Origin of the sequence: Actinomadura sp. NAK00032 (genome assembly GCF_013364275.1) — a bacterium.
Lineage (GTDB): Bacteria > Actinomycetota > Actinomycetes > Streptosporangiales > Streptosporangiaceae > Spirillospora.
Window position 1 is genome coordinate 8325345 of the sequence record NZ_CP054932.1, and the last position, 12853, is coordinate 8338197.

General features: G+C 72.4%; 15 protein-coding genes. 10 read left to right on the top strand and 5 right to left on the bottom strand.

The features are described 5' to 3' along the window. Positions 1–82 precede the first annotated feature (82 nt). Both HUT06_RS38155 and HUT06_RS38160 read right to left on the bottom strand, forming a co-directional pair. Positions 83–604, bottom strand: coding sequence for a hypothetical protein (locus HUT06_RS38155; RefSeq protein ID WP_176200157.1), 522 nt, complete (start codon positions 602–604; stop codon positions 83–85). Between the two features lie 169 nt (positions 605–773). Then, positions 774–1418, bottom strand: coding sequence for a bifunctional 2-polyprenyl-6-hydroxyphenol methylase/3-demethylubiquinol 3-O-methyltransferase UbiG (locus HUT06_RS38160; RefSeq protein WP_176200158.1), 645 nt, complete (start codon positions 1416–1418; stop codon positions 774–776). A gap of 96 nt (positions 1419–1514) precedes the next feature. On the opposite strand from HUT06_RS38160, the gene HUT06_RS38165 reads away from it, so the two are divergent. The 7 genes from HUT06_RS38165 (at position 1515) to HUT06_RS38195 (ending at position 6840) form a co-directional block, all read left to right on the top strand. Next, positions 1515–2108 carry a helix-turn-helix domain-containing protein gene (locus HUT06_RS38165; protein WP_176200159.1) on the top strand — a complete coding sequence of 198 codons (594 nt, stop codon included), beginning with the start codon at positions 1515–1517 and terminating at the stop codon, positions 2106–2108. 43 nt (positions 2109–2151) lie between these two features. Further along, positions 2152–2808 carry an MOSC domain-containing protein gene (locus HUT06_RS38170; protein ID WP_176200160.1) on the top strand — a complete coding sequence of 219 codons (657 nt, stop codon included), beginning with the start codon at positions 2152–2154 and terminating at the stop codon, positions 2806–2808. A gap of 254 nt (positions 2809–3062) precedes the next feature. Then, positions 3063–4784 (top strand): ATP-binding protein, encoded by a 1722-nt coding sequence (locus tag HUT06_RS38175; RefSeq protein ID WP_176200161.1) that lies wholly within the window; start codon positions 3063–3065, stop codon positions 4782–4784. Positions 4785–4814: 30 nt separating this feature from the next. After that, positions 4815–5249 (top strand): roadblock/LC7 domain-containing protein, encoded by a 435-nt coding sequence (locus tag HUT06_RS38180; protein WP_176200162.1) that lies wholly within the window; start codon positions 4815–4817, stop codon positions 5247–5249. Further along, positions 5246–5611, top strand: a complete 366-nt coding sequence (locus tag HUT06_RS38185) for a DUF742 domain-containing protein (protein WP_176200163.1) — start codon at positions 5246–5248, stop codon at positions 5609–5611. Before HUT06_RS38180 ends, HUT06_RS38185 begins: the two co-directional genes overlap by 4 nt. Continuing rightward, positions 5592–6203 carry an ATP/GTP-binding protein gene (locus tag HUT06_RS38190; protein ID WP_176200164.1) on the top strand — a complete coding sequence of 204 codons (612 nt, stop codon included), beginning with the start codon at positions 5592–5594 and terminating at the stop codon, positions 6201–6203. Before HUT06_RS38185 ends, HUT06_RS38190 begins: the two co-directional genes overlap by 20 nt. Before the next feature lie 58 nt (positions 6204–6261). Continuing rightward, positions 6262–6840 carry a GAF domain-containing protein gene (locus HUT06_RS38195; RefSeq protein ID WP_176200165.1) on the top strand — a complete coding sequence of 193 codons (579 nt, stop codon included), beginning with the start codon at positions 6262–6264 and terminating at the stop codon, positions 6838–6840. A gap of 42 nt (positions 6841–6882) precedes the next feature. On the opposite strand, the gene HUT06_RS38200 is transcribed toward HUT06_RS38195, so the two are convergent. Then, positions 6883–8382 (bottom strand): acyl-CoA dehydrogenase family protein, encoded by a 1500-nt coding sequence (locus tag HUT06_RS38200; protein WP_176200166.1) that lies wholly within the window; start codon positions 8380–8382, stop codon positions 6883–6885. A gap of 866 nt (positions 8383–9248) precedes the next feature. On the opposite strand from HUT06_RS38200, the gene HUT06_RS38205 reads away from it, so the two are divergent. Beyond that, positions 9249–9896: a 1,4-alpha-glucan branching protein gene (locus tag HUT06_RS38205; RefSeq protein WP_176200167.1), complete on the top strand. Its 648-nt coding sequence runs from the start codon at positions 9249–9251 to the stop codon at positions 9894–9896. A 29-nt stretch (positions 9897–9925) separates the two neighbouring features. On the opposite strand, the gene HUT06_RS38210 is transcribed toward HUT06_RS38205, so the two are convergent. After that, complete coding sequence (locus tag HUT06_RS38210; RefSeq protein WP_176200168.1) at positions 9926–10579, bottom strand: maleylpyruvate isomerase N-terminal domain-containing protein; 654 nt, start codon at positions 10577–10579, stop codon at positions 9926–9928. Between the two features lie 133 nt (positions 10580–10712). Here HUT06_RS38210 and HUT06_RS38215 point away from each other — a divergent pair, with 133 nt between their 5' ends. Continuing rightward, positions 10713–11306 carry a TetR/AcrR family transcriptional regulator gene (locus tag HUT06_RS38215; protein ID WP_176200169.1) on the top strand — a complete coding sequence of 198 codons (594 nt, stop codon included), beginning with the start codon at positions 10713–10715 and terminating at the stop codon, positions 11304–11306. Positions 11307–11314: 8 nt separating this feature from the next. Here the strand turns inward: HUT06_RS38215 and HUT06_RS38220 are convergent, their stop codons facing one another. Beyond that, a complete protein-coding gene (locus HUT06_RS38220; RefSeq protein ID WP_176200170.1) occupies positions 11315–12022 on the bottom strand; it encodes a TetR/AcrR family transcriptional regulator in 708 nt (235 codons plus the stop codon). Between the two features lie 81 nt (positions 12023–12103). Here HUT06_RS38220 and HUT06_RS38225 point away from each other — a divergent pair, with 81 nt between their 5' ends. Then, entirely contained in the window at positions 12104–12847 is a 744-nt protein-coding gene (locus HUT06_RS38225; protein WP_176200171.1) for a siderophore-interacting protein, read from the top strand. Positions 12848–12853: the final 6 nt, after the last annotated feature.

Consider the following 12853-nt stretch of genomic DNA (forward strand, 5'->3'; position numbering starts at 1 on the left):
CTGCCGTTCCCATGGCCCGCGCGGAGGCAGGGCATTTCCTGCGCAATTTTCGCGCGGGCCCGGGAATGGCGTCGGCAGGTGGTCAGGCGTGCGCGCCATTGCGCCGGCGGACGGCGGCGGCGCCGACGCCGAACGCGCCCAGCAGCAGGACGCCGCCGGCGGCCAGCGGCGCGGCGCCCGTCCCGCCGGCGCCGCCGCCGAAGCCCGTCTTGGCGCCGCCGCTCGGAGTCGGGTGCGTGCTGCCCATCGGCGTGGGCTTCGCCCCGGCCTTCACCACCGTGAGGTAGCCGACCGACCGGTGGGCGCCGCACCGCACCTGCACGGTGTACTCGCCGGGGACGGTGTCGGGCTTGATCGTCGCCAGCCCCGCCCCGCCGTCGACCTCCTCGGCCCCGTTCAGCGGGACGGCCCCGCCCACGAACGCCAGCGAGCCCGCCTCCCCGTCGAGCTGGCACTTCTTCCCGACGACGGTGACCTGCCCGCCGGGACGGGCCTGGCTCGGCTGCACGACCACGTCGCCGCCCTCCGCCGTCGCGGGCGCGGCCAGCCCCACCGTCGCCGCGCCGACGACGAGACCGAAAACGGTCGCCTTTCCAAGTCGCATCTTCTGCTCCATTGCGACACGGCGGCTTACTCGACTTTCGGCCCCGGCACCGTGCCCCCTTATGCACTCATATGATGGGGCGGGCCCGGGGTTGGTTCGCGCCTTTTTCCGGCGGGTCCGGCGGATAAACAAGATCAGGAATTGCGGCGGGGTGTTGGCGTGAAAGCCGTCACATCGCGGCGCGGCGGACGGCTCGGACGACGACGTCGTGGAGGGGAACCTCCGCGCCGCCGTGCCCGGTGATCGTCCGGTGCTCCTCCTTGGCGGTGACGATCTCCCAGGCCGTCTCGTCCAGGCGTGCCGTGATGGCCTCGGCGGTGACCGATGCCTCGGCGGGCGGGCCGTCCTCATCACCGTGCCCGTGGCCGTGGCCGTGGGTGTGGAGGTGGCCGACGATCAGCAGGGTGCCGCCGGGCGCCACCCATCCGGCGATGCGGTCGTAGAACTCCAGTTGCGGCGTCGCCGGGTGGGCGTAGTGGGTGGTGACCAGGTCGAACCGCTCGTCCGGGGCCCAGGTGCCCAGGTCGGCCTCCACCCACCGCAGTCCCTCGGACGCGCCCGCCGCCGCCGCGCGCTCGGCGGCGCGGGCCAGCGCCTCGGACGAAATGTCGACCGCCGTCACCCGCCAGCCGCGCGCCGCGAGCCAGATCGCCTCGGCGCCCGCGCCGCACCCCGCGTCCAGTGCCGTCCCGGGCGTCAGTTCCCCTATCTCGCGGGCGAGGTAGGGGTTGGGCGGGCTGCCGCCCATGGGCCCGGCGGCGGCGCCGTCCCGCCAGCGCCGCTCCCAGTAGTCCTTGTCGAACTCGTGCGTCATCAGCCGTCCCCTCCTGTTGCTCTCACCAGCTACAACGATGGTGCCGACCGCCGGGGTAAACCGGCGAAGCCTGTTGCCGATTGGCAAAATGAGGGGATGGACGAGGCAGTGGACCGCACTCTCGACGCCTTCGGGCCGAGGCTGAAGCGGCTCCGGCGGCGGCGCGGCACCACCCTGGCCGGGCTCGCGGAGGAGACGGGCGTCTCCGCCAGCACGCTGTCCCGGCTGGAGTCCGGGCTGCGGCGGCCCACGCTCGAACAGCTCCTGCCGCTCGCCCGCGCCTTCCGGGTCACGCTCGACGAGCTCGTCGACGCGCCGCCCACCGGCGACCCGCGCGTCAACCTGCGTCCGGTCATGGGCGGCGACGGGTCGACCGTCCTGCCGCTGACCCGCAGGCCCGGAGGCATCCAGGCGTACAAGTTCGTCCTCCCGGCAGGGGACGACGGCGCCGAGCCCGAGCTGCGCGCACATGAGGGCTACGACTGGGTCTACGTCCTCAACGGCACGCTGCGGCTGGTGCTGGGCGAGCATGACCTCGTCCTCGAACCCGGGGAGGCCGCCGAGTTCGACACCCGCATCCCGCACTGGTTCGGCGCCACCGGCACCGGGCCCGTCGAGTTCCTCAGCCTGATCGGGAGGCAGGGTGAGCGCGCGCACGTCCGCGCGGCTCCCAAGGCCGGCCCACCGTGAAACCCGTTCGCGCGTCCGGCGGGACGCTTCGTACGGTCGCCGGGTGAAGTTGCTCTCGGTCAACATCGGGCACCCGCGTACCAACCCGGCCAAGCCGTCCCGGCTGACCGGCATCGACAAGCGCCCGGTCGACGGGCCGGTGGCGGTCGCCGCACCGGCCTCCGAGGGGACGGGCGAGGTCGGGTTGGCGGGCGACCGCGTTCATGACGTGCGCGGCCACGGCGGGCCGGACCAGGCCGTCTACGCCTACGCGCGCGAGGATCTCGACTTCTGGCAGGACGAACTGGGCAGGCCCCTGCCCGACGGCGTCTTCGGCGAGAACCTGACCACCACCGGGATCGACGTCAACGGCGCTCTGGTCGGTGAGCGGTGGCGCGTGGGGCGGAGCGTGCTGCTGGAGGTGAGCTGCCCCCGCATCCCCTGCGGCACCTTCCAGGGGTGGCTGGACGAGGCGGGCTGGATCAAGCGGTTCACGCGGGCCGCGATGCCCGGCGCCTACCTGCGGGTGGTCGAGCCCGGCGAGATCCGCGCGGGCGACCCGGTCGAGCGGGTGCACCGCCCCCGCCACGGGGTGACCGCGGCCGTGGCGTTCCGTGCCCTCACCACCGAGCCGGAGCTGCTGCCGCTGCTGGTGCCGGTGGAGGCGCTTCCGGACTACGTGAGGGACGTGGCCCGCAGGCGCTCCGCCGCAGGTCGCTGAGGGGTCGGCGGGCGCGCGGCCGCGCACCGGGGCCGCGCCCGCGATACGGGCCGTACATTTGTTGCCAATCGGGCGAAAATGGGCACCGTACCGCAGGTTGCCGGAAAGCGGACGGACGCCCCTGGGAATCTCGGCAATCCACGCTTGCCCGAACGAGTGGTGTGTCAGCCTAGATACGGACTGTACCGGTAAGAGTACGTCTTACTCAGTAATGTGACCCCGAGCCGTGCCGTCGACCGCGCTGAGGACGTCCGATGCCCGTTTTCTCCGAACCCGCCGCCGAAGCCGAGCGCCAGGATTTCCGGCGGCACGGCAGGCCGCCGACCCGCGGAACGCGACGCCAGAGCAGCGCACGGTCCTTTCACCTGTGCATTTCCGTCCTTCCCGCGGCCGTTATCGGGATCCTCGGGGTCGCCGCCGCGGCGGTGCTGTACAACGGCGAGCACGTGACGCAGCGCGCGCAGATCGTGCTGGCCGCGGCCGCCGTCGCGGCCGTCCTCACGCTGGGCGCCGCCGTCTTCGGGGCGGACGCGGCGACCCGCAGGTTCGAGCGGCAGCCCGCCCGCCAGCCCGAACGGGTCCAGGGCCAGAGCCCGGAGGACGTGCAGCGGCGGCTCGGCGAGCTGTGGTTCTCGATCGCGCGCGGCCGGCAGGGCCTCCAGGAGCTGGCCGAGCGGGTCAAGACCGGTGAGACGGCGCCACGCAGCGAGGACGTCCCGGCCATCGAGTCCGGCGACGCGTTCGTCCGGCTCGCCTACGAGCTGCGGCAGGCGCAGGGCGAGGCGTGGAACGCCGTGCTGGACGTCGCCGCGAGCCGCGCGCCGAGCGGCGGCGAGAGCACCGACCAGCGGGTCGACGTCTTCGTGAACCTGGCCCGGCGCATGCAGTCGCTGGCCCACCGCGCGATCAAGGGGCTCGACGAGCTGGAGAACCAGGTCGAGGACCCGGACCTGCTCAAGGGCCTGTTCCGGGTCGACCACCTCAGCACCCGCATGCGCCGCCAGGCCGAGAGCCTCGCGGTGATCGGCGGCGCCGCGTCCCGCCGCCAGTGGAGCCGGCCGGTGACCGTCTACGAGGTGCTGCGCTCGGCCATCGCCGAGGTGGAGCACTACAACCGGGTCAAGGTCGTCCCGCCCGTCGAGGGCACCCTGCACGGCAGCGCGGTCGCCGACGTCGTCCACCTGCTCGCCGAGCTCATCGAGAACGCCACCCGGTTCGCCCCGCCGCACACGCAGGTGCTCGTCCGCGTCGACACCGTCACCGCCGGGCTGGCCGTCGAGGTCGAGGACCGCGGCCTCGGCATCCCCCGGGAGAGCCAGCGGCGGCTGAACGACCTGCTCGCCGACCCCGACCGGGGCGGCGCCGAGGAGCTGCTGCAGGAGGGGCGCATCGGCCTGCTCGTCGTCTCCGCGCTGGCCCGCCGGCACGGCGTCCGCGTGGAACTGCGCGACAACCTGTACGGCGGGGTCCAGGCCACCGTCGTCGTGCCGATGGAACTGGTCGGCGCGGAGCAGGAGGAGACCGAGGCCGTGCCGCAGGCCCAGCCGGCGCACGCCGAGCCCGTCCCGGTGCCGGCCGGCGCCCCCGTGGCGGCCGCCGCCGCTCCGCGGGCGGCCGTCCCCGCGTCCGCCTACCCCAGCGCGTCGGAGAGCTACGCCCCGGCCGACCGCTACGCCCCGGCCGACGCCCCGGGCCGCCACGCCAATTCCGCCCCCGCCGCGAATTCCGGCCCGGCCGCAAATCCCGGTGCGCCGGCGGATTCCGGCGTGGTGGACAATGCTGAACGGCCGTCGCTGCCGCGCCGCCGGGTCCAGGCGAATATGGCTCCCGAACTGGTGAATCCTCCCGCGCCGCAGCATCAGCAGGACGATACGGAGGTCGCGCACAATCCCGGTCTCATGGCGGCATTCCAAAGGGGCGTGCGCGGCGCCGAAGAGAGCGACGGCGTCGCGGACGGCACCGATGGCACGGACTGACGAAACATCACGAGGGATAAGGAGCGTCCATTGAGTGCTGTCTCCCCGAACCAGGCTCAGGATCTTGCTTGGCTGTTGCGGGGGCTGGGCGAGGAGGTTCCCGTCATCCGCGGCAGCGTGCTGCTGTCCGCCGACGGCATGCTGAAGGCCTCCGACGGCTTCGACCGCGCGAGCGCGGAGCAGCTCGCCGCGCTCGCCTCGGGCCTGTTCTCCATCGCCCGGAGCGCGGGGACGAAGTTCGACGACAGCAACGAGGTCCGGCAGGTCGTGACGGAGCTGAAGTCGAGCCAGCTGTTCATCTCGTGGGCCGGTTACAACTCGGTGCTGGCGGTGCTGGCGAGGGGCGAGGCCGATCCGGCCGTCGTCGGCTTCGAGATGGCCCGGCTGATCAAGTCCGTCCGCCCCTTCCTCGGCACCGCGACACGGTCGGCGGCGGCGCCGGGCACTCCGACCCACTCGTCATGACGGCCGGCGAGGACGAGGTCTGGCTCGACGACGACGCCGGGCCGCTGGTGCGCCCGTACACGGTGACCGCCGGGCGCACCCGGCCGGCCATGCGGCTGGACCTGCTGTCCCTGGTGGTGGCGACCGGCGAGGTGCCGGCCAACCTCGACCCGGAGCACCACCGGGCGCTCGGCCTGTGCCGCACGCCGACCTCGGTCGCCGAGGTCGCGGCGTACCTGCGGCTCCCCGTCGCGGTCACCAAGGTCCTCCTCGCCGACCTCGTGAACTGGCGGGCCATGTCCACCCGAGCGCCGCGCCCCGCGGCCGAGCTCACCGACCGAGACCTCTTGGAGAAGCTGCTCGATGGCCTACAACGAGCCTGAGATGTTCCCCACTCAGGTCAAGATCCTGATCGCGGGCGGATTCGGGGTCGGCAAGACGACGTTCGTCGGCGCGGCGAGCGAGATCGAACCGCTCAGCACCGAGGAGCTCATCACCACCGCGAGCGTCGGCATCGACGACCTCGGCGGGGTGGAGGGCAAGACCACGACCACCGTGGCGCTCGACTTCGGCCGCATCACGATCGACCAGCACGGCATCGTGCTGTACCTGTTCGGCACGCCCGGCCAGCAGCGCTTCTGGTTCATGTGGGACGAGCTGTGCGCGGGGGCGCTCGGCGCGGTCGTGCTCGCCGACACCCGCCGCCTGGACGCCTGCTTCGAGGCCGTCGACTTCTTCGAGAACCGGGGGACGAAGTTCCTCGTCGCGGTGAACGAGTTCGACGGCGCGTTCCGCTACGACCCCGACGAGGTGCGGGCCGCCCTCGAACTCGACCCGGGCGTGCCGATCGTGCTGTGCGACGCGCGGGACGGCCGCTCCGCCACCGCCGTGCTGCGGGCCCTGATCCGCCACCTCATCGCCGCCGTCGCCGCCCCGGCCGCCGGCCCAGACCGCCTGACGTCCCCGACCTCCTGACCCGCCCGACCTCCTGACTCCCGCCCCCGCCCCCGCCCCATCGCATCTGGAGATCACCGTGACCCAAGAGCCGCTCTACGAGCCCCCCGGACATCTGCTGACCCCCGTCGACCCCGAGGTGCCGCGGCGCGTGGCGCGGCTGCGCGAGCTCGGGCTCGGCCAGGAGGCCGACCCCGAGTTCGACGCGTTCGCCCGCGACCTCGCCGAGACCGCCCGGCGCCTCGTCGGCACCGGGCTGCCCCCGTTCGCGATGGTCAACTTCGTCACCGACCGGCAGTACCTGTCCGGGCTGTACTCCCCGCAGGACCCGGCCGACCCGTCCGGCGGCGTGGAGCTGGGCCGGGAGGTGCCGCTCGACCACGGCTACTGCCCGCACGTCGTCGTCCGGCGCAAGGCGCTCGTCCTGGACGACGTGTGCGACTACCCGCGCTTCGCCGGGAACCCCGTCGTCGACAAGCTCGGCATCCGCACCTACGTCGGCGCCCCGCTCATCGACCACACGGGCACGACCCTCGGCACGATCTGCGTCATCGACCGCGAGCCGCGCCCGTGGGGGCACCCCGGGCTGCACCTCATCAAGGAGCGCGCGGCGGAACTCGTCCAGCTGATCCGCCGCCGCGAGGAGATGCTGGGCTGACCCGGCGCCGCGTCACGCCGGGGCACACCGGGCCACGCCGCGTCACGCCTCGGCGGGCAGCGGCACCGAGCGCGAGAAGAGCACGCCCGGCGAGGGCGGGACGGCGCCGTCCTCGATGCCGAGCACGCCCGTGGACAGCAGCCCGAACTCCGTGGCGACGCCCGCGATGTCGGCCTTGAGGAACTCGATCGCCGCCCGGGCGCGGCCGGCGTCGTTGCCGGGCTTCGCCGCCCACCGCATGACCTGGGCGATCGCGAACGCGTAGGCGATGGCGCGGCCCGCGAGGACCAGGTGCTCCTGGCGGAGGTCCCGGTCGAGGAAGCCGAGGTCCAGCCCCTGCGCGGTGATCGCGGACGCGGTGAGCGGCCAGTCGGCCAGGAACTTGCTGAGCGGCAGGCCGTCCGTCCTGGCGAGGCAGTACTCGGTGAGCTGCTGGCTGAGCAGGTCGTTGGTGCCGTCGAAGATGGTGTAGACGCGGGCGTCGAGGAACGCCTGCGCGGAGATGTTCGTGGGCGACCCGCAGCGGTACCCCTCGCCGCCGGCGAGCTGCTGGTAGTGGTGCGCGGCGCTGAGCATCCGCTCGGTGGCGACCGTCTTGATGGCCTGGACGGCGGGGAACGCGCCGATCATGTCGGACTTCATGTCCAGCGAGGTCTGCAGGTAGTCGTTGAGCGCGGCGCAGACGGTGTAGGACGTGTCGATCGCCGCGAGCCGGTAGCGGACGAAGCGGATCGCCGACTGCGGCCCCGGACCGATCCGGCGCGCGTTCGCGTGCGCGCGCGCCTCCCGGCTGATGCGGCGCAGGAAGCCGGCGCCCATCGCCGCCATCATCGCGCGCGACGCCATGAGCATCTCCACCATGGGCCGCAGGTTCCGGCCCTCCGCCCGGATGCGGCGGTGCCGGGGGACGACCACGTCGATCTCGTTGAGCCCGTAGTCGATCACCTTCAGGCCGAGCGGCTCGTAGGGCTTCAGGGTGCGGAAGCCCTCGCTGCGCTTGACGATGAAGTAGCCGTACTCGCGGCCCCGGTCGTCGTTCTTCGCGCTGACGAGCCACCAGTGGGCACTGGAGCTGAACGCCTGCCAGTGCTTGCGGCCGCGGATCCGGTAGCCGCCCGGCACCTCCTCGAACGTCGTCGTCATGCCGGACATGGCGGAGCCGCAGCCCGGCTCGGTGGACGCGAACCCGCAGACCATGGGGTCGCCGCCGGCGTACTGCGGCAGCACCTCCCGCTTGGCGTCCTCGTCCGCCCACAGCGCGATGGGCCGCAGCGCCACCCCGGTGATGACCGTGGCGTACATGCCGAGCGGAAGGTTCCACTCGGACAGCGCTTCCACGACTCGGCACATCTCGACGTGGCTGTCGCGCCCGCCGAACTGTCTCGGCAGCGTCGGCAGCAGCACGCCGGCCCGGGTCAGCAGCGTCCAGTCGTCGGCCGGCAGGTTCTGCTGCGGGTAGGTGGCGGTGTCGAATCGGGGGGCGATCGCCTCGATACCGGCGATGAAGTCGTTCGTGGACAGGGACAGTAGAGCATTCGTCATGGTGTCCGCTCTCACGGGTCGGCGCGTCAATGCAGGGGGAAGTCGCCGGAATCCGGCCATCAGAAGACCACGCTCGTGCCCGATCCGCCGTTTCGGCCGATCGGGCGAACCTCCTCACCAATCGCTCGTCTGCAACTCTCACGCCATGGTGAAACGAACGATCACCAGACGCAAGGCTCCTCTGGCTGACCGTAATCAGCCAACGGCGATTCGGGCCCGCAGGCCATGTTCCGGCCGTGCCCGCAGTCGTCGGCTGATCACTTTGGGATTGATGAGTTTAATGTGCAACTAGCTTCGGTTGTGATGGTTGAGAGAGATTCTCATCTCTGGGGCGGCGCCCCGGTCGGACGGCGCCCGCTCCCCCGCGCCCGGTGCGGCGGCAACCCCAGATGCCCCGGAAACCCGGCGAATGCGCAGCTCAACCCCTGATCACCGGACGGGACGCGCGGTACCGCAGAACCACCCGGCGGGGTAGTTGACAACCATGCCAGACGGTGCGTAAAGCGTCTGTCCGATATCTTTGATCACGAAATCATCGATTTCGGACGTAAGCCGCAATCAAGGCGGGCGCGCTCCTCGCCCATCCGATACAAATCCCTAGCCCGAAGGTCATTGCGGACAGAGCCCGGGGATTAACGCACTCCGAGTAACGATTTTCGGCGGTCCGGTAATGACCTGAGTCAGGACTCGCAGGGAACCCGGACAGCTCGGCGGCGACGCTCGCACGGGCGGTCGATCATCGACCCGGGTACATCTTCTTCGATGGAATGGTCCACTTCAACACGGTTCCACTGCCGTTTCTCCTGCACCATCCGGAGTCGACCGCCGAATAGCGGGCCGTCGGCGCGGTCCGGTAGAAAGATCACATGGCAGTCATCTATGAGACGACCATGACGCCCGGGAAGCTGGAGTTGCTCACGGCATGGCTCCCCACGCAGCCCTGGTACGCCGGCCCGGGGCCCGCGCCGCGACTGGCCAAGGCGGGCGGTTTCCGGCTCGACGACCCGGACGGCGAGGTCGGCATGGAGTTCATGGTGGTCACCGACACCTCCGGCGACCGGCCGGTCACCTACCACGCGCCGCTCAGCTACCGGGGCGCGGCGCTGGACGGGGCCGAGGAGGGGCTCGTCGGGACGTCCGAACACGGCGTCCTGGGACGGCGATGGGTCTACGACGGCACCCGTGACCCGGTACTCGTCGCCCAGCTCCTCGCCCTCCTCCAGGGGCGCGCCGAGCCGCAGCACCAGACCAGCGGCGGCACCCCGGACCCGTCCGTCTCGGCGCACTTCACCGAAGGCACCGCCTCGCCCCTGGCCGCGATCACGGCCATCGAGAACGGACCCGACGGTACGGCCATCACGGTGGCGACCGAGCCGAGCGGCACCCTGACGATCGGAGTGGCCCGCGTCCTCCACCCGCACAACACCGCCACCGACGCCCAGACCCACGTGACCGCCCCCTGGCGAACCCCAGACGGCACCGAGCACCGAGCCCCCTTCGCCGTCCTCCGCTGACCACGGGCCCCGGACAGGGCCGTCCTGGGTCAGCCGAGGACGAGTGGGAGGCGCGTGGCCAGGTCGCCCAGTGCGGCCTTGTCGGCGTCCGTGGGCTGGCGGCGGCCGGTGCCGATCAGGAGGGCGTCCGTGTCGGAGAAGGAGGCCGGGAACGGGAACCCGGCGATCGTCTCCAGCGAGGCGCGTGCCGCGGCGAGGGTCTCGGCGGGCGGGGCGGCGGCCGCGGGCAGGTGCGCGACCAGGTCGAGGTGGTGCAGCGTCCACTCCATGACGTACGCGGACAGGTAGTCCCCGGCGGTCAGCACCATGTCCTGGGTGCCGACGCGGAGGCCCGGGTCGGCGAGTTCGGCGGCGCGCCCGGCGGCGGAGCCGACGTCGTCGAAGTGGAACTTCAGCAGGGCCGGGTCGCCGTAGGCGGCGGCGAGCCGCGGGATCAGCGCGTCGAGCGGGTCGTCGCCGGTCGGCGGGTCGACGAGCTTCCAGTAGGTGACCGCGTCGGCGGTCGGTTCGCCGTCGGCGGGCGTCACCAGCGTGATCAGCACGTCCTGGGCGTCGATGACCAGGTGGCACACCAGGTCCCGGACGAGCCATCCCGCGCAGCCGGACGACCGCTCCCAGTCCTGCCCGGAGAGTTCCCCGACCGCCGCGCGCAGCGCCGTCCACGAGCGTGAGAAGTGGTCCACTTCGGCAAAGCTAGTGCCGTCCCGCGACGGCGGGCAATCGGATTGCCCGGGCGGGCGGATGCCCTACCCTGAACTAAACGGAAAGCCATTCCGATATGTCGGACGGCCTTCCGGCCGACGACCTGGAGGGGACATGACCGAGCAGGCAGGGGCGTCGCCCCGCCGCCGGCGCGCGGACGCGCGGCGCAACGTGGACGCCCTGGTCACGGCCGCGCGGACGGTCTTCGACACCTCGGGCGTCGACGCGCCCGCCAAGGAGATCGCCGATCTGGCGGGCGTCGGCGTCGGGACGCTCTACCGGCACTTCCCGCTGCGCTCGGACCTCGTCATCGCGGTGGTGGAGAGCGGCATCGACGCCTGCGCGGCCGCCGCGCGGGAACTCGGCGCCGTCCACGAGCCCGGGGAGGCGCTCGCCGAGTGGCTGCGCCAGTACACCCTGTTCCTCGGGACCAAGCGGGGCCTGGCCCCGGCGCTCCACTCGGGCGACCCCGCCTACGAGGCGCTGCCCGGTTACTTCCTGGAGAAGCTCACCCCGGCGCTCACCGCGCTGCTCGGCGACGCGGCGGCGAGCGGCGCGGTCCGCGACGACATCGGCGCCCACGACCTGCTGTACGCCATCGCCAACCTGTGCATGCCCGTGCCCGGAGCGGGCCCCGAGTACAGCAGGCGCATGGTCGACCTGCTCATCGACGGACTGCGCGTCCCGCACCGGGGCCCGGCACGCTGACCCGGCCGTCAGCTCGGCGGTTCGTAGGTGAGGCCCAGCGTCGCGGCGATGTCGCGGAGGCACTCCTCGTAGATGGGCTCGACGTCGGTGTAGATGTAGCCGATCTGGTTCAGGACCTCCATGCACAGCAGCCCGTAGAGCCTGATCCAGCAGGACGTGGTCACGTAGAGGGCCTCGACGGGCAGCTCGATGCCCAGCTTGTCCCGGTAGGCGTGCAGCTGCTCGCGGATCGGGGGCGCCAGGTCGTCCGGGACGGGGAACGGGCTCCGCTTCCACAGGGCCGCGATCTCCTCCTGGAAGACGAGCTCGAAGTCGCGGCCCGCGAGGTTGCGGGCCGAGTCCGGGCTCCGGGTCACCGCGGACGGCACGGGGCTGGTGAAGATCCAGCCGAACTCGGCCGGGTGCGCGATCGCCCACCCCCGCATGGCGCGGGCGGTGGCCAGCAGCCGCGCGGCGACCGTCCCGCCGGCCCGGGCGTCGCGGGCGGCCCGCATCGCCGCGCCCAGCTCGGCGAAGAAGTCGGCGGTCACCGCCTGGACCAGCTCCTCGTGGCCGGAGAAGTAGTGGTACAGCGCGGGGCCGCTCATCCCCACCTCGCGGGCGACCGCGTTGATCGTCACGGCGGCGGAGCCCCGCTCGGTCAGCAGCCGGCGCGCCGCCTCCCGGATCTCGGCCAGGGTGCTCTCCCGGAGCCGGTCGCGGCGGCTGGGGCTCATGGGCGTCCTCCCGGTGCGTTGACAGGTCTAGGGATTCTATGCTTCTTTAATGCCTCTAAGGAACCTTAGAGGGAGTAGATCATGGCCCGTAACCCGCTGAGCCGGCTGGTCGGCAAGTACGCGCTGGAGTCGACGGTCGCCGAGACGGCCGACGTCACGCCGACGATGCGGCGGATCCGGCTGGTCGCCGAGGCGCCGATCCCGTTCCCCTACGCGCCGGGGCAGCACGTCCGGATCCAGATCAACGACCCGCTCTCGGTGTACGGGCTGCTGCGCCCGGTCGAGACCCTGCGCACGTACACGATCTGGGACTTCGACCGGGACGCGCGGACGCTGGAGCTCCGCGCGCACCTGTACGACGGCGACGGCATCGGGCTCAGGTGGGCGCGCGGCGTCCGGCCCGGCGACCCGGTCACCTTCTGGTGGCCGCAGGGGGACTTCTTCGTACGGGACGCCGCCTTCCACGTCTTCGTCGGCGACGAGACCGCGTCCGCCGCCTTCGGGCCCATGTTGCGGAGCCTGGACGCGTCCGCGCGCGTCTGCGGCGTGCTGGAGAGCGAGACCGGCGAACTCGACCCGCCGCTGCCCGGCCCGCACCGGCTGGAGCGCGTGCACCGCGAGGGCGCCCCCGCCGCGTCGTCCGCGCTGCTGCTGGACGCCGTGGCGCGCCTCGACCTGCCCGACGGCGAGGGCGCCGCCTACGTGGCCGGCGAGGCGCGGACCTGCCAGATGGTCCGCGACCACCTGGTCCGCGACCGCGGCTGGCCCCGGACGTCCATCAAGGTCAAGCCCTTCTGGACGCCCGGCAAGCGCGGCCTCCACTGACCCGGA